Below are 22,545 nucleotides of genomic sequence, written 5' to 3'. Positions count from 1 at the left end.
CACCTCATTAAACAATTATTTTTAAACCTATGAACCGCTACATCATCCTCGGCACAGCCGGGCACATTGACCACGGAAAGAGCGCGCTTGTAAAGGCGCTTACAGGCACAGACCCTGACAGGCTGAAGGAAGAGAAGGAGAGGGGCATCACTATTGACCTCGGGTTTGCTGACCTCTCATATCCTGACGGGCTTAAGGTGGGCATCATTGATGTGCCGGGGCATGAGCGGCTTATCAAGAATATGCTTGCGGGCGCGGGCGGGATCGATATCGTACTCATGGTGATAGCTGCTGATGAAGGGATAATGCCGCAGAGCAGAGAGCACCTTGCGATCTGCGACCTCCTGAAGGTGAAGAGGGGCATCATCGTTATCACAAAGTCTGACCTTGTGGATAAGGACTGGCTCGGCCTTGTCACAGAAGAGGTGAGGGATTTTGTTAAGGGAACATTTTTAAAGGATGCCGAGATCATCGGGGTCTCATCCAAGACAGGCGAGAATCTGGAGGAGCTTAAGGATAAGATAAAGGATGCCGCTTCCGGTATTGAACCCAAACATGAGAAGGCGATATTCAGGCTTCCTGTTGACAGGGTATTTACGCTCAAAGGATTCGGCACTGTTGTCACAGGCACTTCGATTTCGGGGAGCATTAATGTTGATGCGCCGATAGAGATTCTTCCGGGTGGAATGATAAGTAAGGTCAGGGGGCTTCAGAGCCATGGCGAAGCGATCAAAAGCGCATATGCAGGCCAGCGGGTCGCTGTGAACCTTCAGGGTGTTTCAAAGGATGAGATACAGCGAGGCGATGTGCTGGCAACACCCGGAAAGGTGAAGACATCCTATATCGTTGATGCAGAGCTGAGGCTGTTGAAAGATACATCCATAACCGCGCTCAAGAACAGGAGCCTTGTTCACTTTCACGCAGGCTCATCAGAGATGACCGCAAGGATAATAATCTATGAGAACGAATCGCTCAAACCGGGTGATAGCGCCTTCTGCCAGTTCAGGTTCCCGACACCTGTCGCACTGCTTGCAGGGGACAGATATATAATCAGGCGCTTCTCTCCTTTGCAGACGATTGGCGGAGGCGAGGTGCTTGACCCTTCACCAAAACGCAGGAAGAAGCTTGAGGATATTGAGGAACAGAACATATTCTGGGAGGGCAGCCTTGGCGAGAAGATAGCGGCAAAGGTGCATCAGAAGGGGATATACGGAATCGCTCGCGAAGAGCTTGAGGGCTGGATAAAGGCTGAGCTGCCTGATATTAAATCTGCCATTGAAACATTGATAAAGAACGGTGAGGTTCGAAGGTGTGAAGATAGGCTGATACATAAGGATGTGTTCGACGATTTTTCCGAAGGAATCAGATCATCTCTTAAAGAATTTCACATTAAGAACCCGCTCAGGCCGGGTATGTTAAAAGAGGAGCTGAGGTCGTCTTACAGCGGTGCGGACCAGAGATTTTTCGACGGACTGCTGGCGCTTGTTAAAGGTATAACAGTAGATAAAGATATCGTCAGGTCAAGCGCGTTCAATCTCTCTTTGAGTGATGACAATAAAGCTGTAAAGGATAAAATATTAAAGGCGATAGATGATTCTCTATTTCAACCTCCTTCAATTGATGAACTTGCTGCATCAGTAAAGGTGGATAGCAAACAGGCTGTTGAGCTTTTAAAGATAATGGCAAAAGAGGGAAGCCTTGTGAGGATAAAGGACGCTGTCTATATCTCAAAGTCAAACCATGCAAAGATGATGGAGAGGCTGAAGGAGTTTTACTCTAAGAAACCGGATATGACTGTAGGCGAGTTCCGGGATATCCTTGATACTTCAAGAAAGTACGCGCTTCCTTTTCTTGAGTATCTCGACAGCAACAGGATAACGATGCGAATAGGCGATGTGAGGAAGTTTCTTTTTAAGGGATAAGTATTTAAACTTCTATAAGTGATCAAATTTTGCTACAATAACTTTCTATTGTCACTATTGGGAGCGTATAAGGTTCTGGTGTCCTTCTCGGTCTTCAAAACCGTTGTTGCCTGGCCAAAACCGGGCAGGGTGGGTTCGATTCCCACACGCTCCCGCCAATTTTATTGCATATTAATTTGCTTGACTAATTTACGATTTAATCGTAAATTAGTCATATGTATAGGAATAGGTATCTTGAACCGCATATTAAACGGCTTACGAAATCATTTCCTGTTATCCTGCTGACAGGACCCAGGCAGGTTGGAAAGACAACACTTCTCGAATATCTTGGTAAAAAAGAATCACCCGGAAGAAATTATGTCTCACTTGATGAATTCGGGCCGAGGACTCTTGCAAACGAAGACCCTGATCTGTTTCTTGAGAGATATAAACCCCCTTTGATAATTGATGAGATCCAGTATGCCCCAGGTTTGATGCAGAGGATAAAAATAATCGTAGACCGATCAAACAAGAACGGGCAATACTGGTTGACCGGTTCACAGCATTTTCCATTAATGCATGGTATTTCAGAGTCACTCGCAGGAAGGGTTGCGATCATAAAAATGCTCGGTCTTTCTCAGGGCGAGGAATACAGAAAAGTGGATTCAGGCAGAATCGTCCGTCCGGATAAAAAAACAGCTCCGCCCATAAAAGAAATGAGCGGGGCCGATCTTGTTTTCAAGCGGATTGTAAGAGGAACATTTCCGAGGTTTATTCATAAAGATGTTCCTCCAACTCAGACATATCACGGATCATATCTTCAAACATACATTGAGCGTGATGTCAGGGCCCTTACAAAGGTCATGAATCTTAGCGTTTTTGAAAAGTTCTTGAGACTGGCCGCAGCGCGGGCAGGGCAGTTGTTGAATCTGTCTGAGCTTGCCCGTGACGCACAGATCGCAGTAAGTACTGCCAAGGAATGGATGGGAATATTAGAGGCAAGTTTCCAGGTTTATCTTCTCAGGCCTTACTTTCGGAATATCAGTAAACGGCAGATTAAAACACCGAAGCTTTATTTTCTTGACACAGGCATGGTTTGTTACCTGACAGGATGGCACAACTCTGAGGTCGCTTCACAGGGTGCAATGGCCGGCAGCCTTTTGGAAAACTATGTTGTAAGTGAAATTATCAAAAGCTACTGGCATCATGGGTACGAAGCACCTTTATGGTTCTGGCGAACAAAGGAAGGACATGAAGTTGATCTGATTATTGAGGAGGAGGGGAAGCTTTTCCCTGTTGAAATAAAAATGTCAATGAAGCCGGATATCAATATGACTAAAAGTATCCTGCAATTAAAGAAATTAAGCAATGATGTTGGCAAGGGAGCAATAATATGTCTGGCAGAATCCGGATACCCTCTCAATAGAGAAATAAACATCATTCCGCTTTCCTGTATTTAACAAATCAATTCTACATTTAAAACGAAAAGAATGGGCTGCTTATAACTCCTCCGCTTAAATACAATTGTATTTAAAACTGTGAAATCGTAATCCTGCAGGGTCATTGATTTTATGTATGCTGAATCCCCGAAATGTGCCGAAACCTTTAAAGCTGTATGTGTTGTAGTCTTTATATATCTCCTGAGTTACAGAGTGCACCAGGGAACCGTCAGCCGCAAAAAAATCTATCTTTAATGTGCTTGGCGGCTGGCCATGGCCCATGTTGAAACTGAGAGATGTGGCATCGCTATCCAACAGTACAGACAGCGGGCCGGTGTATGTCGTTTCAGAAGAGACCGTGGTTATTTTACCGAGTGTTTGTATATATAGATCCCCGACAGGCGAAAGAGTGAGCGGATTTGATGGCAGCCCGAGAATTTCCGGCCCGGCTAATGTTTGGCCTGTGAAAATTTGCGCAAAACTGCCGCCCGGGGCCTTTACGATGGTATCACTTTTGCAGCTGCTGAGGTCGATCTCTTCCGAAAAGGATATGCCTGCAACAGAAAAAATAATTGTGGCCGCAATCAAAACAATGAAGGTTTTTTTCATTTCTATCCCCCTGGCTGCAGTATTATGAATAGTACCAATTTTTTGTTTTTAATAGTAATACACATCAGTTATGTTTGTAAATATTTGCACACTATACGCGGTTTGCTGCTGATGGACGCTTAGTTAAGGCTTTTGATCCTCTCATCCTCTGAATTAATGGTCTGCATTTTCTCCTCCCCTGTCTCTTCGCCAAAGTGTTCGAATGCCGCCACTACGAGGTAATCAATTGTTCTGCGGAGGTTGGAACCGGCATCGTGATTATAAGCCTTTCCGGTCCATACGGGCTGTGAAGTGTCGGAGAGCTTTTCGGCGCTGAAGAGCCTCAGTGTAAGCTGCTTGGTGTATTCGATATCAGTATTTGTGCTGCGGCTCTTCTCAAAATGTTTGGTAACCGGGTTTAGGATATAACCGCTCTCAATGGATGATATGGCTTTGCCGTTATCAATGCTGTATTCAAACAGCAGGATGTAATCCGCATCCTTAAGATTATCAACAGAAATATAGCCATGTGCTGAAAGCGCTTTTTTTATCTTTTCAGCAGTCTCTACTTCAAGAATAAGGTTGCCGGTCTCCTTTTTTGTGTAGACCAGAACCCGCTTCCCTTTAAGTGATAAAGAGCTTTCATCAAGGTCAGCGGTTACATATAGTTCATAGCTGGCCAAATGCCTGTTGCATGCATAAAAGATGAGGAATATGCATACAAATGCCGCTGCCCTGCAAAATATCTTCAAAAATTTATCCATATCCATATTCAATATTGCCACGGTTATTATAAAACACTTCTGCGATATATGGATATTCAGGAAGGTAAGGCCGGGAAATAATTTGCCGCTTGGAAAAGAGAGAGCCCTTTAGCCGGGGTTACCTCTGAAATGAACTGCCTCCGGGCTTGATGCCTGCCGCGCCGCTTCCCATCATCTTTTCGAGTTCTTCAGGCAAAGGAGAGGTGGTGATCGCCTGCTCTTTATTGATGCTGCCTTCCCTGAAAAGTTTGAGCAAAGCCTGGTTCATGGTCTGCATCCCGTATTTGGTCTGGCCGGTCTGCATCATTGAGTAGACCTGTTCTATCTTTCCTTCTCTTATGAGGTTTCTTATTCCGGGAGTGGGCACAAATACTTCAGCAGCCATGCACCTGCCGCCGCCCTGTTTGGCAAGGAGGTTCTGGGATATTATGCCTTCAAGAACGAATGAGAGCTGGACCTTGACCTGCGCCTGCTGGGCTGTAGGGAAGATATCCAATATACGCGTGATGGTCTGCACGGAAGTATTGGTATGAAGTGTCCCGAAGGTAAGATGGCCTGTCTCCGCGATGGTAAGCGCGGCCTCAACGGTCTCAAGGTCTCTCATCTCACCGATGAGGACAACATCAGGGTCCTGCCTGAGGATGTACCGCAAAGCATTCTTGAATGACGCTGTGTCTGAGCCCACCTCTCTCTGGTTTACAAGGCACTTCTGATGGTTATGAAGGAACTCTATCGGGTCTTCAATAGTTATGATATGCCCCTGGTGCTCCTTGTTGATCTTGTCAATTATTGCGGCAAGCGTTGAGGATTTGCCCGAGCCTGTAGGGCCTGTCACAAGAATGAGGCCTCTGAGCTTTGTCGTGAACTCTTCGCTTACTACTGACGGCAGGCCGAGTTTATCGAACGGCATTATATCGTAAGGTATCGTTCTTAAGGCCGCGGACATCGCGCCCCTCTGCATGAACATGTTCGCCCTGAAACGGCAAAGGCCTTTCACGCCGAAAGAGAGGTCAAGTTCGTTTGTCTCTTCAAACTTATTCTTCTGCTTCTCAGTAAGAACACTGTACAAAAGTGATTTTGTATCAGCAGGAGTAAGGATAATATCATTTGCCGGAATGAGCTCGCCGTCGATCCTCATACGCGGAGGAGACCCTGAACTTATATGAAGGTCTGAGCCGCCTTTTTTAACAAGGATCTCAAGCAGGTCGTATAACGATTGAGTTGACATGTGTTAATTGTAAGAGTTTATCTGATAATTTTCAACTTTAATTATTATTATCGGGTGCGGAGCCTGTCTGAAAGGATATTTTCTATCTCTGTTTCATTGTTTGAAGGCGCTGGCACGTTACTAAAGAGTTCCCATCTTTCTGCATGTTCAACTGCTTTGCCGGATTCCAAAATCGTAAGCGGCGAGAGTGTTTCCATCTCAAGCATAAAGTCATTTGTGTATGTCTCGTAAGAAACTCCGAAATCAGGATAAAGGGCATCGGCCTGATGTTCATGGTATTTGATAAAGAGGTTGTTATGATTAAAATAAGCGGCCCACCCATTTTCATTTGGTATGCCGAACTTCAATGGCTCTTTAATTGCGGCATCCTGATGGATGATGATATATTTTTCTCCGAGTGTCAGACGCGGGTCATTAAGTTTTGTGTAAGGCCAGAGCGAGATAGTACGGTTCGGCAGCAGGCCTGTGTCATGCCCTGTGACAGGAACTATCTCTTTACCTCCTGTTGCCATCGCTGTAAGGCTCCAGACAGAGAACACGACATTTGCACTCCCTTTATTGATAAGCCTGTGAAGCAGATGCACTTCAGTGCTGTCAGCAGAAAGTGTGATCTCCATCTCTTTTTTTATGCCTGTTAATCTTTCCACATCCTGTGAAACCTTTATCCCGTCTTTTATTTCTTTCCACGCAACAGGTTTGTTATCAGGTTGATATGTGCGGACTCTGTCTTCAGGGCTGTGCCATAACCGATGGCCGCCGTATATCCTCCATTCATCACCGCCTGTCATGCCTTTAGTCGAAGCGACAACGCAAAGCTCGTTCTCTTTGCCGATAAACCCGTATCTGATTATCCTCGGCCCGACATCGGCCGTCACTATAAGGTCAACGATGCCGTTGGATATCTGTACGCAGTTGTCCCAACCGGCGAATGATATTTTTTGTATGGTCACTTTTGGCATAAAATTTCTTCTTCTTATGGTATCCAATTATACAATTTTATTTGTTTAGCAAAGAAATGGCTCATAACAGTTCCTGTATTTGCAAACATAAGCATATAGAAAATCCTTATGACCCCTATAAGTCTATTGAGTTTGGTAAAAGCAGACGTATACAATTACGCTCATATCGTTTGAAGTTAGCTTATTGATTAATGAGTTTTTGATAATAATAAAATAAAAAAGAGGAGGAGTGTGATGAAAAATAAGATAAAGAACTGCTTAAGCAGAATTAAAATTTTATTTGCGTGTCTTGTTCTTTTTATTGTTTTGGGAGGCATTAAGACAGCATTAGCTGAAACTGTATACGGTGATTTAATAATACAATCGGGCGAAGCAGTGACACTTGTAGACAGTCTTACTGTTACAGGTAATTTAGAAATACAAAATAGCGGGTCATTAATTCTAAATGGCTTTTCTCTATCTGTAAATGGCGATGTGTTAATTACTGGCACATTGGATGCCTCAATTGGAACTCCAACGATAACAGTTGGGGGTAACTGGGATTCATCAGGAGGAATATTTAGCTATAAACAGAGTGGTGTAGATAGCGGGAGTACCGTGGTACTTACAGGCAGTTGCAATACACTTAACACTCCAATAAACACGACCGGTACTCTATGGGGAAAGTCTAGATTTTATAACCTTACTATTGCAAATACAGGACGCATAATCTCAGGGACTCAAACTAATCCGCCAGATCAACATCTTAGCGTTGCAAATGATTTAACTATTACTGGCACTCTTGTCTTGAATTCAAACGCCGGAGTAGGTTATGCAGGCAATTTGATAATTAACGAAGGTGCAGTTCTAAGCGGCAAAGGTTCATTTTACAGGTTTACGGATGATTACAGCCCTCATTTAGAAAATAACGGGGATATCCTTTTAGAAGGGGATTTTGTTTATATGGTAGCAGGTGGATCCACAGACGCTCCTATTACTGTTACTGATTATCCATATGCGAACTTGAACATTATTTCTGAAAGTGCTGGCGGCACAGGGGAATTAGGATGTTTTGACGAAGACTGTAGTGATGAAATTCTGCAGGTTGGTAAAAATTTAGTGGTGCGGGGATATTTGAATGGTGAATCTGTAAGACTCAATACTGATAACGTTGATATGGAGGTAGGTCAATCTGTATATATTGGAAGCGGAAGCGCTATCGGTTATCTTATAGCTGCCTCAGGTAATAATTCTGTAGGCGGTTGTGTTCGCATCGCTGATAATGGCAGCAGTATAGATTACGGAGGGAGTACATGGACAGTAGAATGTCCCTCACCTCTGGTTAACCCTGATTCTTATACAGGTCATCCAAATAAGACTTTCCCTCTCATTGCAGGCGATATTCATTATAGTGTTATCAATGTTGTTAGACCTGATAATCCCGATTTGGAGAGTATCATATGGAAGAATAGAAGACTTCGTATAATAAAAGAGAATTATTCTTTGCTGATAGTTAATCCGGAGGGTAGGGTTTCTTTGGAGGAAATGACAGAAGCGCAAAAAGAGGCCAGCATATTAGAGGAATTAGGCTTCCTGAAGGAGCAGAATTCTAATCTTGTCATTTTGCCTTACTCCAGCCTGGCTGATAGCATGAGCGAAGAGAAAAAACTCAAAGACATTTGCGATAAACCCTATCTTTATTCACCAGATGAGTATAGGGTGGATACTGCCTCTTGGGGGAATTATACGAAATCAGAGGCACAGAAACGCATAATTAGATTAGCTTCTTATAACAGCCCGCCTGATACAACTTCTCCAGATTACGACCAAGATGACCCATACAACCCATCTTATGACCCTTACGGTGATGGCCTTGAAATCGATGACTTTATATATAAAGCAAGCATGATAAGCGACGGTAAGATAGATGCGGACGGAGACGGCAAACCGGATGATTTAAATACACTTGATAATAATTGGCTGAATGGGCTAAAAGCGGTTGTTCAGGGAATTCGTTTGAAAAACCCAGATGCCATTATCATAGCAAACGGCGCCAGCGAATCCAACCTTCCCGGGCTTATTCAACATTTCTATCATTATACTGATGGAAATAATATTCAGCATCGGATGCTGGACGGGCTTTTGAGAGAAGATTATCTCAAAGGGATTATTGGTGATAATAACAGCTATCTCAAATCTATTGAAGATTCTACCTACTACGAGTACTCTCCTGCTAACAATCGAAAAATGGTTGATAATTATTTGAAAGATATACTTACATGGACCGACCAGGATGCAACAAGGTATTTTTTGTTGATAGAACGGGCTAACGGATCTGACGATCTTTATAGAGAGTTTTATACGTATTTTGCGGCAATGGCAAATGCCCATATTACTGGACATGCCATTAACAGCGATGACTCGTCATTGCTGCCTGAAGTATACAAGGAAAAACTTGGGGTGCCTCTTGATGGTATGCATAAGAATGATATAAATAACGATGGCAACTTTGATTACTGGATGCGGACATTTGATAATGGAGTGCTTTATCTTAACCCGTATCCTGAAGATGTCACCTTTGACCATGATGGAAGTCCTATTACACTAACCCCTTATACTGGAACTTTTGAATCCACATGCATGACGTCGTATTACCGTGATTTTGATGGGGACGGTTACGGAGATCCTGTATCTGAGGTCAGGGACTGCCCTCACAACGGGCTTCCGCCTATAGGTTATGCAGTAAATGCCGGTGATTGCGATGATGCAAACTCTGCTTTTAAACCCGGTGTTGCTGAGACATGCGGTGACGGCATTGATAATAATTGTGATGGCGTTATTGATGAAAGTTCAAGCTGCCCAGTTGTTTTTACCTGGACCGGAGAAGTGTCTACTGACTGGAGTAATGAGAATAATTGGGAAGAAGGTATTGTTCCTTCTTTCTACTATCAAGATGTGATAATTCCGTATAGTATAACCAACCAATACCCTGTCCTTGATATAAACAGGAAGATTAAAAGCCTTACCATAGAAAGCGGTGGAATCCTTAATGTAGTCAACGGCAAGTATTTAACAGTAACAGGGAACATCGCAATTAATGGGACGTTGACTGTAAACGGCAATCTCGCAATAGAGGTTAATGACAGTTCGTCGCATATTATTAAAACAGGGACAATCAACGGTACAGGGTCAGTGTTATGGAGAGTGGCAAAAAACTCTATTCATGCACCGGTTACTGCGATGGACTACGGCAGTTTACTTGTATATGTTTTCAATTGGTCTGGGGCAGGCACTACCGCCACTGCAGTTTTAGGCCCTTCCGGAGCTGTCTTTAAGAGTAAATCATTATTCCTGCAAAGTGTTACAGTTGATAATGGAGAGATAATTCTGGACAACTCTTATTTTAATATTCCTGTTGCATTAACGAATGGAGTAATCATAGGAGGAAGTTGGGACTGGAATCCTGACTGCAACCCCGCAACGCTTAAAGCAGGCTCTGCTGTTTATACCTTAGGCGGAGGCGTAGGATTTGCCAATACCATTACTCCATCCACATTAGAAGCCCAGAACTCAACGTGGTTTGTTAAAACCAACTGGAACAAAGCCGTTAACAGCAGGTTTTACGCAGGAACATCCACGGTAACATTAAACGGGACAAACCAGACTATCTTAGGTTCAAATACGTTTTATGATTTAACTAAGACAGTGAGTTCAGCAGCTACCTTAACTTTTGATAATACTGCTGTCCAAACCGTTACTCATTCATTAATCTTAAAAGGCGCCATAGGTCAATTGCTTTTATTAAGAAGCAATGCGACGGGTCAGCAATATGATCTTAAAGCCCAGAGCGGCACGCAGAGCCTTGAATACCTTGATGTCCAGGACAGTAATGCAACAGGTGGCCAGCAGTTAGATTGTTTAAATTGTATTAATAGGTATAACAACACAAACTGGGCCTTTGTTAGTGATAGTGATAGTGATGGGGATGGTTATGGTGATGCCGATGAAACCTGTGATGATGATCCTGCAAAGACAGAGCCGGGAGCATGTGGTTGTGGAGTGGTGGATACGGATAGCGACGGTGATGGTACAGCGGATTGTATAGATACAGATGATGACGGGGATGGCTATAGCGATATTCGTGAGAACATATGCGGCACTAACCCATTAGACGCAGGAAGCACTCCTGTTACATGTTCTATCACTGTCACATGGGACGGCTCGGAATCAACTAATTGGAGCGATCTGAACAACTGGGATTTGGGTATTGTGCCTAACCAGGGCGATAGCATAATAATTCCTGATGTAGACAATACTGTAGCCTTCGATCCAACGCTTGATCAATATAGAACAATGAAAACGTTAACAATAAACAGCGGTGGCTTATTAGACTTAAGTGGATCCAATTTAACTGTTACCAATGATCTAATAATTAACACTGGCGGATCATTAACACTCAATGGCAAAGACCTCACAGTCAACGGCAACGTAACAATCAATGGCACACTTAATGCATCAATTGGAACACCAATGATTACGGTAGCGGGAAACTGGAATTCGTCAGCGTCAGCTACTGCATTTAACTATGGACAGAGTACCGTTAAATTAACAGGCACAGGCAAGACAGTTAATCCTTACAGCATCGGAACATTTGGAGGGACAAGATTTTACAATATAATTGTTGAAGGAGGGGTATCAGCCCTGCCTTCATTTATGGTCGGCCATGATTTAACCATTGGTAATGACCAGACCTCATCGTCATATTTGACAGTGCCAAGTACCAAGTGTCTAAAGCTTGGCAGGACAGGCAACCTCACAATACGTACAGAGGGGAAATTAACCGTTAACGGCAGCTTCTGGAAAGAGACAAGCGATGACAGTAATAACATATCTAATGGCGGGCACATAATAAATAATGGAATAATTGATGGTTCAGGGTATTTTTTCTGGAGGATACTGAACAAGATTGATGGAACTCTTTCCACAAACGCTCCAGTAACAGCCACCACATATTATGTGCCGGTCTATATTGGGAGTCCTGAGCTTTTCCCGTATGTAGGAATTCCCAGAGGGGTCTTGGGCCCTGTCGGAGCCGTATTCACAACAAATAAATATATAGGGCTTTTTGATACTTATGACACAGGCACGACAAAACTGGATAATTCTGTAAATAATATCCCGATCAATTCAACCGGCAATATGTTTGTTGTTGGAAAGACGACAACCAATCCAACAACATTTATAACAGGTTCAGCCACTTATACAGTTCCAACGATGATAATAAAGGCTGGCTCTACGTTAGTTGATGGTTATACGGATGTTAACGGCAACATTCTAACTCCGGGGCATTCTCTCTGGAATGTGACAGGTAACTGGCAAAACTCAGGAACCTTTACCTATGGCGAATCAACGGTTAAGTTGACCGGTACTGATCAAAGCCTAATCGGCTCCACAACATTCTACAACCTGGAAAAAACAACAGCATCAGCAAGAACTCTGACCTTTGAGGCTGCGACAACCCAGACCATAACACATTCATTAACATTAAAAGGGGTTAATAATAATCTGCTCTCATTGAGAAGCAGTGCGTCTCCGACGCAATTCAACCTTAATCTTGGAGCGAATGGCAGTCAGAGTTTGGAATACCTTGATGTCAAGGACAGCAATGCATCAGGTGGAGTTCTTTTAAGGTGCCTGGACTGTACCGACAGCGTTAATAACCTCAACTGGGATTTTGATACTTTGACTATTTCAACTTGCACAGAGCTTCAAAACATTCAGAACAATCTAAGCGCGGATTATGCTTTAATGCAGGATATAGATTGTTCGGATACCGTGAATTGGAATGGAGGATCAGGTTTTGATCCGATCGGGAATGGCGGGACGGAATTCACAGGCACATTAGATGGGCGAGGATATGAGATACGGAATTTATATATAAATATGCCAGGGGCAAACTATGTGGGGTTGTTTGGTAAAACCAATGGAGCAGAGATAAAGAACGTTAATCTAACTAATATTAATATTGTAGGATATAATCAAGCTGCTGGCTTAGTGGGACAGAGTAGTAACTCTATTATTGATAACTCTTCTACTTCTGGCAATATGAATGGATATTCCTATGTTGGCGGCTTAGTTGGCTATAATTATCTTTCTTATATTACTAATTCTTACTCTATCAGTGACGTGAGTGGTGATGGTCTTTATATTGGTGGTTTAGCTGGCTATAATTATGATTCTTCTATTGTTAATTCTTATGCTACCGGTGGCATTGACGGATATTCCTATGTTGGTGGTTTAGCTGGGTATACTTACATGGATTCTATTATTACAAGCTCTTACTCAACTGGTAACGTTATTGGCCTCGGTGGTTCTTATATAGGTGGTTTGGTAGGGAAACATTATAGTGATAATAATATAGTTAATTCATACTCTACTGGCGACGTAAGTGCTGATGGAAATAATGTTTTGATCGGAGGATTGGCAGGAGAACTTGATGGCTCCATTGTCGACTCTTATGCTATTGGCAATGTGAGTGGTAGCGGTAGTAATGCCAACATAGGTGGTTTGGTAGGTAAAAATAATGTAGGTTCTATTATTAATTCTTATTCTATGGGCAATGTGAGCGGTAATCTTTCCTTGGTAGGTGGTTTAGTCGGGTTTAGTAGATATGGCACAATCACTAATTCTTATTCTGCTGGAAGTATAAGTGGTAGCGGTTCTTACATAGGTGGCTTGGTGGGATCAAATAGCTCCGTTGTTTATAGCTCTTATTGGAATACTGAAACTACTGGTCAATCTGATGGCTGTTTCGGAGACACAACTTGTTACGGAGGAGCATCTGGCAAAACAACAACAGAGATGAAACAACAAGCAACTTTTTCAAATTGGGATTTCACAAACAACTGGACAATTAATGAGGGAACTTCTTATCCTTGCCATAAGTGGTATGTAGATGGAGGGGGAAGTTGTTCGGCGCCTTAAAATAAAGCACAATTAAACAGAAAAGAATGTATTTAATTTTTACTGTAATTGTTTTTTTCTGGTTTATGTTATTTGTTATGGGGAGGAGTTACGCTGCCCAAAAAGAGCGTAGCTCTTTCCCAGTTTTTATTAGTAAGCCAAATTAGTTATTTGAATACTACTCAGCATACTTGCACCGATGTGCAACTATGATAACTTTTTTTTAATCCACATTTTTTCAACTCTCTTTACACAGTAAAAACTCATTAAAAACAAGGGGTTCATAAATTGTAATTTTCTTCTTGACATACACTATATATTGTGGTTTAATTGCTTGTCATGTCTAAATAGAGTATATATAACGATTGAACAGGTTTTGCGTTATTTGCAGTTCAGGGCATGTTACAGGCTGGTCTTTTCAGTATATTAATTATAAATCAGAGTTAATCATTAATAAGGAGAGTTTATGGCAGAACTATTATCAGGCAAATTGAAGCTTACGCCGAACGCATTGCAGGTCATACACAAGAGGTATCTCAGGAAGAGCGAAGAGGGAAAGGTGATCGAGAATCCTGATGACATGTTCATGAGGGTCTCAAGGGTCATCGCATCCGCTGACCTCAACTACGGAAAAACAGAGTCACAGGTAAAGCAGGTTGAAGAAGAGTTTCATGACCTTATCACATCTTTGAACTTTCTGCCGAACAGCCCCACACTTATGAATGCGGGCAGGAGGCTCGGCCAGCTTTCAGCCTGTTTTGTGCTTCCGGTAGAGGATTCGATGGAGTCGATCTTTGAGGCGGTGAAGAATGCCGCGTTGATACATAAATCAGGAGGCGGCACCGGTTTCTCTTTTTCAAAGCTCAGGCCTAAAGGCGATATCGTGGGTTCCACCAAGGGCGTATCATCCGGGCCTATCTCATTCATGACGGTCTTTGATTCAGCGACCGAGGCGATAAAGCAGGGCGGCACGAGAAGAGGCGCGAACATGGGCATGCTGCGCGTAGACCATCCTGATATCCTTGATTTCATAACCGCAAAGGATGACAACAGGATACTCAACAACTTCAACATCTCTATCGCGCTCACAGACGAGTTCATGGACGCCTTTGAAAAGGACAAAGAGTATGAGCTGAAGAACCCGCATGACGGCAAGGCAACGCGCATGCTCAGGGCAAAGGATGTCTTTAACCTCATTGTGAATCATGCGTGGAAGAACGGCGAGCCGGGCATAATCTTCATAGACAGGATGAACCGTGATAATCCTACGCCGAAGCTGGGAGATATAGAGAGCACCAACCCCTGCGGCGAGCAGCCGCTCCTGCCTTATGAATCCTGTAACCTGGGCTCGATAAACCTTTCGAACTTTGTGAAGCACGAAGGCGCAACTGCGGTAGAAGACCCTCGTTCCAATATAGACTGGGGTTTGCTAAAGGAGACTGTGCACTCAGCCGTCCACTTCCTTGACAATGTAATTGAGGTGAACAAGTACCCGATCAAAATAATCGAGGAGACCACAAAGGCGAACAGGAAGATAGGCCTCGGCGTTATGGGATTTGCTGACATGCTCATCCAGCTTGGTGTTCCTTATAACTCTGATGACGCGTTAAGCCTTGGCGAAGAGGTCATGAGGTTCATACAGGATGAGGGCAGAAAGGCGTCATCTCTCCTTGCCGAGGAGAGGGGCGTTTTTTCAACACATTCCGAGAGCATGTATAAAGACAGGATGAAGCTCAGGAACGCGACTATCACGACGATCGCGCCGACCGGCACGCTCTCCATAATAGCCGGATGCTCAAGCGGGATAGAGCCTCTTTTTGCCGTATCTTATGTGCGCAACGTGCTTGAAGGGACAAAGCTCTATGAGGTCAACCCGTACTTTGAAAAGATTGCAAAAGAGAGAGGTTTCTGGAGCAGGGAGCTTATCGAAGAGATAGCTGAGAAAGGGACGCTTCACGGGATAGAAGCGGTGCCCGATGATGTAAAGAATATTTTCATTACCGCTCATGACATAACACCTGAGGATCATGTGAAGATGCAGGCTGCGTTTCAGAAGTATGTGGACAATGCCGTTTCCAAGACGGTCAACTTTTCGAAAGACGCGACACCTAAGGATGTTGAAAATGTATATCTCCTTGCCTATAAGCTCGGGTGCAAAGGCGCCACTGTTTACAGGGACGGTTCAAGAGAAGAGCAGGTGCTCTCAACAGGAAAGACGAGCCAGGAAGAGAGCAGACAGTCATCTGAGGAATATGTAAAGATAGTGCCGAAGAAGAGGCCTGAGACGATACACGGGACAACGACGCTGATGAATACCGGCTGCGGTAATCTCTACGTCACGATCAATGAAGATGACAACGGGAATCCGTTTGAGCTCTTCACCCGCATGGGCAAGGCAGGAGGCTGCGCGTCAAGCCAGGCAGAGGCGATAGGCAGGCTCGTGAGCCTCGCATTCAGAAGCAACATAGACCCGCTTGAGATCGTCAAACAGCTCAAGGGCATAAGCTGTCACAGCCCCGCATGGTCAAAGGGCGGAAAGATATCTTCATGTTCAGACGCCATTTCAAAGTCCATAGAGAAATTCAAGGAAGAGGCCGGAGGCAACGGCAATGGCCATGGCAACGGTTCTGACAATCACGGCAAGAAGGTCTTCCATTCTGGCCAGTGCTCAGAATGCGGCGGCGCTGTCGAGCATGAAGGCGGCTGCGCAGTATGCAAGGACTGTGGTTTTACCAAGTGCTTTTAGAAAAGGGGCACAGGAACTGAGACGCGGAAATACGGCATATGTAAAATCCAGCAGGGACATGGGTAGCCGTGTCCCTGTTTTTTGTTTCCCCTCTAAAAAGACCAACAGTAGGTGCTTTAAGCAGGGGATTAAGGGGTGTGTTCAAATCGGGATAGGTTTAGCCGTCATTCTGGCTTGTCCAGAATCTTCCCCTCTTAGGCAAAGAGGGGTTAGGGGAGATTTTAAGATGTCATTCCTGTGAAAATGGGAATCCAGAATAAGGAGGTATTACTATGGCAATAAACAAACCATACGGAGACAATCACAGACAGGGCGCAATAAAAGACCGCTCACAAGTTCATAATCCTCATAATGACCGATGGGTGAAAAGGGATTCTGATACAGGAAGATTCATTGATCAGAAGGCGAACAAGGAACCGTTTAAAGGGGTAAGGAAGGAGAGGTAGTTTTTGGAATATGAAAAAAATACACACAAAAATAATGTTAGGTGACTGTAGAGAAGTTTTGAAAAGCCTTGATGAAAATTCAATAGATATGATTGTTACATCACCACCGTATGCTGACAGCAGAAATGGCACATATGGCGGGATAAAGCCTGATCATTATGTCGAGTGGTTTTTACCTATAAGCAAAGAACTTCTCAGGGTTTTAAAACCAGACGGCACTTTTATACTGAATATCAAAGAGAAAGTTATTAATGGCGAGCGACATACTTACGTGATCGAACTTATTCTCGAAATGAAAAAACAAGGTTGGCTATGGACTGAAGAATTTATGTGGCATAAGAAAAATTGTTATCCAGGGAAATGGCCTAACAGATTCAGGGATTCATGGGAAAGATTGTTGCAGTTTAATAAAAGTAGGAAATTTAACATGTATCAGGAAGAAGTTATGATTCCGATGGGTGACTGGGCCAAGACAAGATTAAAAAACTTAAGTGAAACAGATAAAGTACGGGACAACTCAAAGGTCGGAAGCGGTTTCGGTAAGAAGATATCAAATTGGTTGGATAAGGATAAAGCTTACCCAACAAATGTGCTTCATATGGCGACTGAATGTTCTAATAGAAATCATAGCGCAGTTTTTCCTGAGGCACTTCCTGAATGGTTTGTGAAATTGTTTACAAGAGAAGGTGATTGGGTATTGGATCCATTTATGGGTTCTGGTACGACTTTGAGAGTAGCCAATAAACTAAAACGGCATTCTATCGGGATTGATAGATCAAAAGATTATTATGATATGGTTACCGAGGAAGCAAATAACTATAAGGATATGGTACTTTTTGAAAGGAAGGTGAAGTATGGGAAAAATCGAAAATAAAGATGTAATTGCATTCATTGAGAAAAATATAAACACCTTTCATGCGAAGAGGTTGCAGAATCTTGAAGGGTTGAAATTGACAACAATCCTGAAAAAGAAGAATCCTTATCTATTTAAGGCAAAAAATATTCATACGGCTCAAGACTTAGTTAAACCACTTCTTGATGCACATCTTTCTTCTCAGGAAGAAACAATCTTTGGTGACTTTTTGGAAGGACTCGCAATCTTCATTTGTGGGAAAGTGTATGGAGGCAATAAGTCTTCTGCAGAAGGGATTGATTTAGAATTCGTCAATGATAATATCCATAATATTGTCGCAATTAAATCAGGGCCGAACTGGGGGAACAGTCAACAAGTAATAAAAATGAAAGACAATTTTAGAAAAGCCAAAAGGATTCTTAGAACAAGTAATTCAAAGATACATGTTCAGGCAATTAATGGTTGCTGTTACGGTCGTGATAATAAACCTGACAAAGGTGATTATTTCAAATATTGTGGACAAAGGTTTTGGGAACTCATTTCCGGAAAAGAATATTTGTTTACAGATATTATTGAGCCTCTCGGGCATAAGGCAAAAGAACGCAATGAGGAGTTTATGGTTGCCTATGCACAAATCATTAATAGGTTTACCATGGATTTCATGAATGAATTTTGCATAGACGGTAAAATAGATTGGAAGAAGTTAGTGATATACAATTCTGGGAAGAGTTCTTAAATTCAAATATCTGGAGATATCTTTTATGCTTTGTTGCGAAACAAATAAGATGCGGTATATGTGTCCAATTTCCGAATTAATTTGTAAGCGTATCTGCAACTCATTTGAAGAGTGGGAAAGTTTTTACTTTAATACCGCGAGACAGAAAAAGAAGGACGGTGCAAAAATAACAAGAGAATACATCAGGGATTTAGGGCAAAGACTTTATGTGAAATTGTCTGAAGTTGTTCAAAGCGAATTAGAATCAATTGAGGAAGAAGAATGCATCGACTATGCATACAATCTTGTGTTAAATAGAACTTATGAAGGATATAAATCTGAGATTGACACGGTATATGGACAGCTTGAATCCATCATCGGCGTTAAAATTAATCCTGCCCCTGATGAATGGGACAGAGCTTATCATGTTGATTTTTCAATTCAAGTAAATGATAAGTATATAGGTCTTCAAATCAAGCCGATATCTTCCGGTCAGGCATTGAACCAATATCAATGGATTAAGATGCATGAAGTTAGTCACGAAAAGTTCAGAAAGAAGTTTGGCGGGCAAGTCTTTTTTATCTACTCTGTCAAGGCGGGCAAAAATAAGAAGATATATAATGTTGAAGTAATTGAAGAAATTAAAAAGGAAATCGGAAAATTACAGAAATAAAGGAGGCACACAATGGCGAACAAACCAAATGAGATAACTATCAACATCCCGCCTCACATTCAGGCAGGGGTATATGCGAACAGTATGACGGTCACACATACGAAGGATGAATTTATAATGGACTTCTCTCTGATAACACCGCCTGTCGGCACGGTCAACGCGAGAGTCATCACAAGCCCGGGACATGCAAAGCGCATAATTGCCGCGCTTCAGGATAATGTCAGGAGATATGAGGCTCAATTTGGCACGATCGTGGAAGCGGATATACTCAAGGGGAAAGGGCCGATAGGTTTTAATGCTTAGCGCCGCTTCGTTTCTGCTATAATTAATGACCGCTGAATCAGCAATTAAAGGAATATAACATGCGCCCTGAATGGGATGATTATTTTATAGAGATAGCAAAGGTCGTATCTTCAAGGTCCACCTGCATGCGCAGAAAGTATGGCGCGGTCATTGTGAAAGACAGGGTGCTGATAAGCACAGGATATAACGGCGCCCCGCGCGGCATAGATAACTGCATAGACCTTCAAACGTGCATCAGAAAGGAACAGAACATCCCTTCAGGCGAGAGGTATGAGCTTTGCGAGGCTGTGCATGCCGAACAGAACGCGATCATCAACGCGCCGCCTGAGAGGATGAAAGGCGCTGTCATCTATATCGCAGGTTTTGAAGATGACAAGAGTTTTGCCAACGGCAAGCCGTGCAAGCTTTGCGACCGCATGATAAGGAACGCCCAGATAAAAGAGGTCATATTTCTGAAGAGTGACGGGGGCATTGAAAAGATAGAGGTATTTAAGCCGTAGCAGGTCAATGTGAATTTAAATGAAACCATTCATAAGGGCGGCGCTGATAAACCTGTCGCTGTCCTGATCCATGGCCTCGGAGTGGACAAGGGCATATGGACAGACCCTCTCCACACAAAGCTTCTTGCAAATAACTTCCGGCTGAAAATACTCGCAGCAGAGACGCCCATTCCACGCATTTCAACAGAAAAAAATAATATCACCATAGGCGATTTCCCCGATAAGATAGAGAACATCTGGTCTGTACTCAGGGATGAAGGATACAACCTCATAACGTGGAGCCAGAAGAGGCCGGTCGGCCATGTAGATGCCGCAGTTGTAGAGCTTAAGCATATCGTTGCAAAGGCTGAAGAGCTTTTCCCCGGAAGCCCTGTTGCATTGATAGGCCACAGCAGGGGTGGACTTATCGCAAGGAAGTTCATGGAAGATAGGCATCCCGCGATAAAGGCACTGATAACGATCGCATCGCCTCATTCAGGCAGTTCCATCTCAAAGATAGCCGGATATCTCTCGCCTTTGGCAGCTGTGCTGAAGAAGATCCTGCCGAAGGAAGAACAAGGCACGGTTATTGAGACCATCGGCCGGACAACTGATTTTCTCCTTGGGGAGGCGCTGAAGGAGCTGATGCCGGGCTCTGATTTTATTAAGGGCCTGAAAGATTCCAGCAATAAAAATATCAAATATCTTTCTTTCGGCGGGACAGAACCGAGGCTTCTGACCGTTTATCAGTGGAAGAAGAATGAAAGCGAGATATATCCTAAGCCTCTGATAGAGATACCTGATTCGCTTATGAAACTGCTGCCGTCTTCTCTCAAACTTGATGAGCTTACACCGGGCAAGGGTGACGCTCTTGTATCAGCGGAGAGTTCGGTGATGCCGTGGAGTTCAAGTCACTATGACGTGCCTGCGAACCATGTATCAATAATGTGGGACAAAGAAGTCATCCAAAAAACAATAGAGGTTCTCAAAAGTATCTGAGAACCTCTATGCAGATTGTCATCATAAAAAAGACTGGATTTCCGCCTAACACATAACGGGAATGACAGAAAAATTAATACCTGTAATGCTCCGCCTTGTACGGCCCGTCAACAGAAACGCCTATATAAGCGGCCTGTTCTTTTGTGAGCTTTGTCAGCCTGACGCCGATCTTCTCCAGATGGAGCCTTGCGACTTCCTCATCAAGCTGTTTGGAGAGGCGGTAGACCTTTTTTTCATAAACATCCTTATTCTTCCAGAGGTCTATCTGTGCAAGTGTCTGGTTTGTGAAGCTGTTTGACATTACGAATGAAGGGTGGCCTGTAGCGCAGCCGAGGTTTACCAGCCTGCCTTCGGCAAGAAGGAAGATGGCATGCCCTTCGGGGAAGATATACTTATCCACCTGCGGCTTTATATTAACCTTCTTGATGCCTTTGTACGCGTTAAGCTTGTTCACCTGTATCTCATTGTCAAAGTGTCCGATGTTGCAGACGATGGCCTGGTCTTTCATCTTGTTCATATGCTCTATCTTTATAATGTCCACGTTGCCGGTAGTTGTAACATATATGTCTCCCTCGCCGAGGGTATCTTCAACAGTGGCGACCTCATACCCTTCCATGGCTGCCTGAAGCGCGCAGATAGGGTCGATCTCGGTAACAATGACCCTTGAGCCGTATTCCTTCAGCGACTTTGCGCATCCCTTGCCTACATCACCGTAGCCGCAGACAACAGAGACCTTGCCTGCAAGCATGACATCGGTTGCTCTCTTGATGCCGTCGGCAAGAGACTCTCTGCATCCGTAGAGGTTGTCGAATTTGGATTTTGTGACAGAGTCATTCACGTTTATCGCAGGGACGAGCAGCGTGCCGTCCTTCATCATCTCGTAGAGCCTGTGTACGCCTGTGGTCGTCTCTTCACTGACCCCGTGCCAGTCTTTTACGACCCTGTGCCATCTCTTCGGGTCTTGCTTAAGGATCGATTTGAGCAAGTTGTTAATGATCTTTAATTCTTGATTGTCTGTCTTCTTGTCAAGGATGGAGGCTTTGTCTTCCGCCTGATATCCGCGGTGGATGAATAAGGTCGCGTCTCCTCCGTCATCTACTATAAGCTGAGGCCCGAGCCCGCCCGGGAAGTTCAAAGCCTTTTCAGTGCACCACCAGTATTCTTCAAGCGTTTCGCCCTTCCACGCGAATACCGGGATGCCAGCCGCTGCAATCGCCGCTGCGGCATGGTCCTGCGTTGAGAAGATATTGCAGCTTGCCCATCTGACGTTCGCGCCCAATGCTGCAAGCGTCTCGATAAGCACAGCGGTCTGGATCGTCATATGAAGCGAGCCTGATATCCTGACGCCTTTCAGAGGTTTTTTGCGTGAATGTTTTTCCCTGATGGACATAAGGCCGGGCATCTCTTTCTCGGCTATCTCTATCTCTTTCCTGCCCCATTCCGCGAGGCTCATGTCTGCGACTTTGTAATCTGCTGCTTTGGATCTTGATGCGGCTTTTATCATAATGAC

Annotated in this window: 16 protein-coding genes and 1 tRNA gene; 12 read left to right on the top strand and 5 right to left on the bottom strand. The window is 43.7% G+C overall.

All coding sequences use genetic code 11. The features are described from left to right. Window positions 1–29 precede the first annotated feature (29 nt). The 3 genes from selB (at window position 30) to HY807_00660 (ending at window position 3,361) form a co-directional block, all read left to right on the top strand. Entirely contained in the window at window positions 30–1,922 is a 1,893-nt protein-coding gene (gene selB, locus HY807_00670) for a selenocysteine-specific translation elongation factor (GenBank protein ID MBI4824922.1), read from the top strand. Between the two features lie 59 nt (window positions 1,923–1,981). Then, window positions 1,982–2,080 (top strand) — tRNA-Sec (locus tag HY807_00665). 57 nt (window positions 2,081–2,137) lie between these two features. Continuing rightward, complete coding sequence (locus HY807_00660) at window positions 2,138–3,361, top strand: ATP-binding protein (protein ID MBI4824921.1); 1,224 nt, start codon at window positions 2,138–2,140, stop codon at window positions 3,359–3,361. Between the two features lie 54 nt (window positions 3,362–3,415). Here HY807_00660 and HY807_00655 read toward each other — a convergent pair whose 3' ends face one another. From HY807_00655 to HY807_00640, 4 genes are all read right to left on the bottom strand, one after another. Beyond that, complete coding sequence (locus tag HY807_00655; GenBank protein ID MBI4824920.1) at window positions 3,416–3,949, bottom strand: hypothetical protein; 534 nt, start codon at window positions 3,947–3,949, stop codon at window positions 3,416–3,418. A 119-nt stretch (window positions 3,950–4,068) separates the two neighbouring features. Then, window positions 4,069–4,692, bottom strand: coding sequence for a hypothetical protein (locus HY807_00650; GenBank protein MBI4824919.1), 624 nt, complete (start codon window positions 4,690–4,692; stop codon window positions 4,069–4,071). 118 nt (window positions 4,693–4,810) lie between these two features. Beyond that, entirely contained in the window at window positions 4,811–5,920 is a 1,110-nt protein-coding gene (locus tag HY807_00645) for a type IV pilus twitching motility protein PilT (protein MBI4824918.1), read from the bottom strand. Between the two features lie 47 nt (window positions 5,921–5,967). Next, window positions 5,968–6,879, bottom strand: a complete 912-nt coding sequence (locus tag HY807_00640; GenBank protein ID MBI4824917.1) for a DUF4380 domain-containing protein — start codon at window positions 6,877–6,879, stop codon at window positions 5,968–5,970. 234 nt (window positions 6,880–7,113) lie between these two features. Here HY807_00640 and HY807_00635 point away from each other — a divergent pair, with 234 nt between their 5' ends. From HY807_00635 to HY807_00595, 9 genes are all read left to right on the top strand, one after another. Beyond that, on the top strand, window positions 7,114–13,842 hold the full coding sequence (locus HY807_00635; protein ID MBI4824916.1) for a hypothetical protein: 6,729 nt from the start codon (window positions 7,114–7,116) through the stop codon (window positions 13,840–13,842). A 469-nt stretch (window positions 13,843–14,311) separates the two neighbouring features. Next, window positions 14,312–16,567, top strand: a complete 2,256-nt coding sequence (locus tag HY807_00630) for a vitamin B12-dependent ribonucleotide reductase (protein MBI4824915.1) — start codon at window positions 14,312–14,314, stop codon at window positions 16,565–16,567. Window positions 16,568–16,839: 272 nt separating this feature from the next. Further along, on the top strand, window positions 16,840–17,013 hold the full coding sequence (locus tag HY807_00625; GenBank protein MBI4824914.1) for a hypothetical protein: 174 nt from the start codon (window positions 16,840–16,842) through the stop codon (window positions 17,011–17,013). A 10-nt stretch (window positions 17,014–17,023) separates the two neighbouring features. Beyond that, entirely contained in the window at window positions 17,024–17,887 is an 864-nt protein-coding gene (locus HY807_00620) for a site-specific DNA-methyltransferase (protein MBI4824913.1), read from the top strand. After that, window positions 17,868–18,602, top strand: a complete 735-nt coding sequence (locus tag HY807_00615) for a cytosolic protein (protein MBI4824912.1) — start codon at window positions 17,868–17,870, stop codon at window positions 18,600–18,602. The genes HY807_00620 and HY807_00615 overlap by 20 nt, the downstream gene beginning before the upstream one ends. A gap of 49 nt (window positions 18,603–18,651) precedes the next feature. Beyond that, window positions 18,652–19,254 (top strand): MjaI family restriction endonuclease, encoded by a 603-nt coding sequence (locus HY807_00610; GenBank protein ID MBI4824911.1) that lies wholly within the window; start codon window positions 18,652–18,654, stop codon window positions 19,252–19,254. A 12-nt stretch (window positions 19,255–19,266) separates the two neighbouring features. After that, complete coding sequence (locus HY807_00605) at window positions 19,267–19,557, top strand: DUF3467 domain-containing protein (GenBank protein ID MBI4824910.1); 291 nt, start codon at window positions 19,267–19,269, stop codon at window positions 19,555–19,557. 59 nt (window positions 19,558–19,616) lie between these two features. Next, window positions 19,617–20,057: a dCMP deaminase family protein gene (locus HY807_00600; GenBank protein MBI4824909.1), complete on the top strand. Its 441-nt coding sequence runs from the start codon at window positions 19,617–19,619 to the stop codon at window positions 20,055–20,057. Between the two features lie 9 nt (window positions 20,058–20,066). Continuing rightward, complete coding sequence (locus tag HY807_00595) at window positions 20,067–21,035, top strand: alpha/beta hydrolase (protein ID MBI4824908.1); 969 nt, start codon at window positions 20,067–20,069, stop codon at window positions 21,033–21,035. A gap of 73 nt (window positions 21,036–21,108) precedes the next feature. Here HY807_00595 and HY807_00590 read toward each other — a convergent pair whose 3' ends face one another. Beyond that, entirely contained in the window at window positions 21,109–22,539 is a 1,431-nt protein-coding gene (locus HY807_00590) for an adenosylhomocysteinase (protein MBI4824907.1), read from the bottom strand. Between the last annotated feature and the right edge of the window lie 6 nt (window positions 22,540–22,545).

Source organism: Nitrospirota bacterium (genome assembly GCA_016207885.1).
Lineage (GTDB): Bacteria > Nitrospirota > Thermodesulfovibrionia > UBA6902 > UBA6902 > JACQZG01.
Note: the sequence above shows the minus strand (reverse complement) of the source record. Positions and strands in the feature narration are given on the sequence as shown.

What these genes read in the sequence shown, in the direction of transcription:
- selB (MBI4824922.1), top strand. Translation starts at nt 30, where the DNA reads ATGAACCGCTACATCATCCTCGGCACAGCCGGGCACATTGACCACGGA.
- HY807_00660 (MBI4824921.1), top strand. Translation starts at nt 2,138, where the DNA reads ATGTATAGGAATAGGTATCTTGAACCGCATATTAAACGGCTTACGAAA.
- HY807_00655 (MBI4824920.1), bottom strand. Translation starts at nt 3,949, where the DNA reads ATGAAAAAAACCTTCATTGTTTTGATTGCGGCCACAATTATTTTTTCT.
- HY807_00650 (MBI4824919.1), bottom strand. Translation starts at nt 4,692, where the DNA reads ATGGATAAATTTTTGAAGATATTTTGCAGGGCAGCGGCATTTGTATGC.
- HY807_00645 (MBI4824918.1), bottom strand. Translation starts at nt 5,920, where the DNA reads ATGTCAACTCAATCGTTATACGACCTGCTTGAGATCCTTGTTAAAAAA.
- HY807_00640 (MBI4824917.1), bottom strand. Translation starts at nt 6,879, where the DNA reads ATGCCAAAAGTGACCATACAAAAAATATCATTCGCCGGTTGGGACAAC.
- HY807_00635 (MBI4824916.1), top strand. Translation starts at nt 7,114, where the DNA reads ATGAAAAATAAGATAAAGAACTGCTTAAGCAGAATTAAAATTTTATTT.
- HY807_00625 (MBI4824914.1), top strand. Translation starts at nt 16,840, where the DNA reads ATGGCAATAAACAAACCATACGGAGACAATCACAGACAGGGCGCAATA.
- HY807_00620 (MBI4824913.1), top strand. Translation starts at nt 17,024, where the DNA reads ATGAAAAAAATACACACAAAAATAATGTTAGGTGACTGTAGAGAAGTT.
- HY807_00615 (MBI4824912.1), top strand. Translation starts at nt 17,868, where the DNA reads ATGGGAAAAATCGAAAATAAAGATGTAATTGCATTCATTGAGAAAAAT.
- HY807_00610 (MBI4824911.1), top strand. Translation starts at nt 18,652, where the DNA reads ATGCGGTATATGTGTCCAATTTCCGAATTAATTTGTAAGCGTATCTGC.
- HY807_00605 (MBI4824910.1), top strand. Translation starts at nt 19,267, where the DNA reads ATGGCGAACAAACCAAATGAGATAACTATCAACATCCCGCCTCACATT.
- HY807_00600 (MBI4824909.1), top strand. Translation starts at nt 19,617, where the DNA reads ATGCGCCCTGAATGGGATGATTATTTTATAGAGATAGCAAAGGTCGTA.
- HY807_00590 (MBI4824907.1), bottom strand. Translation starts at nt 22,539, where the DNA reads ATGATAAAAGCCGCATCAAGATCCAAAGCAGCAGATTACAAAGTCGCA.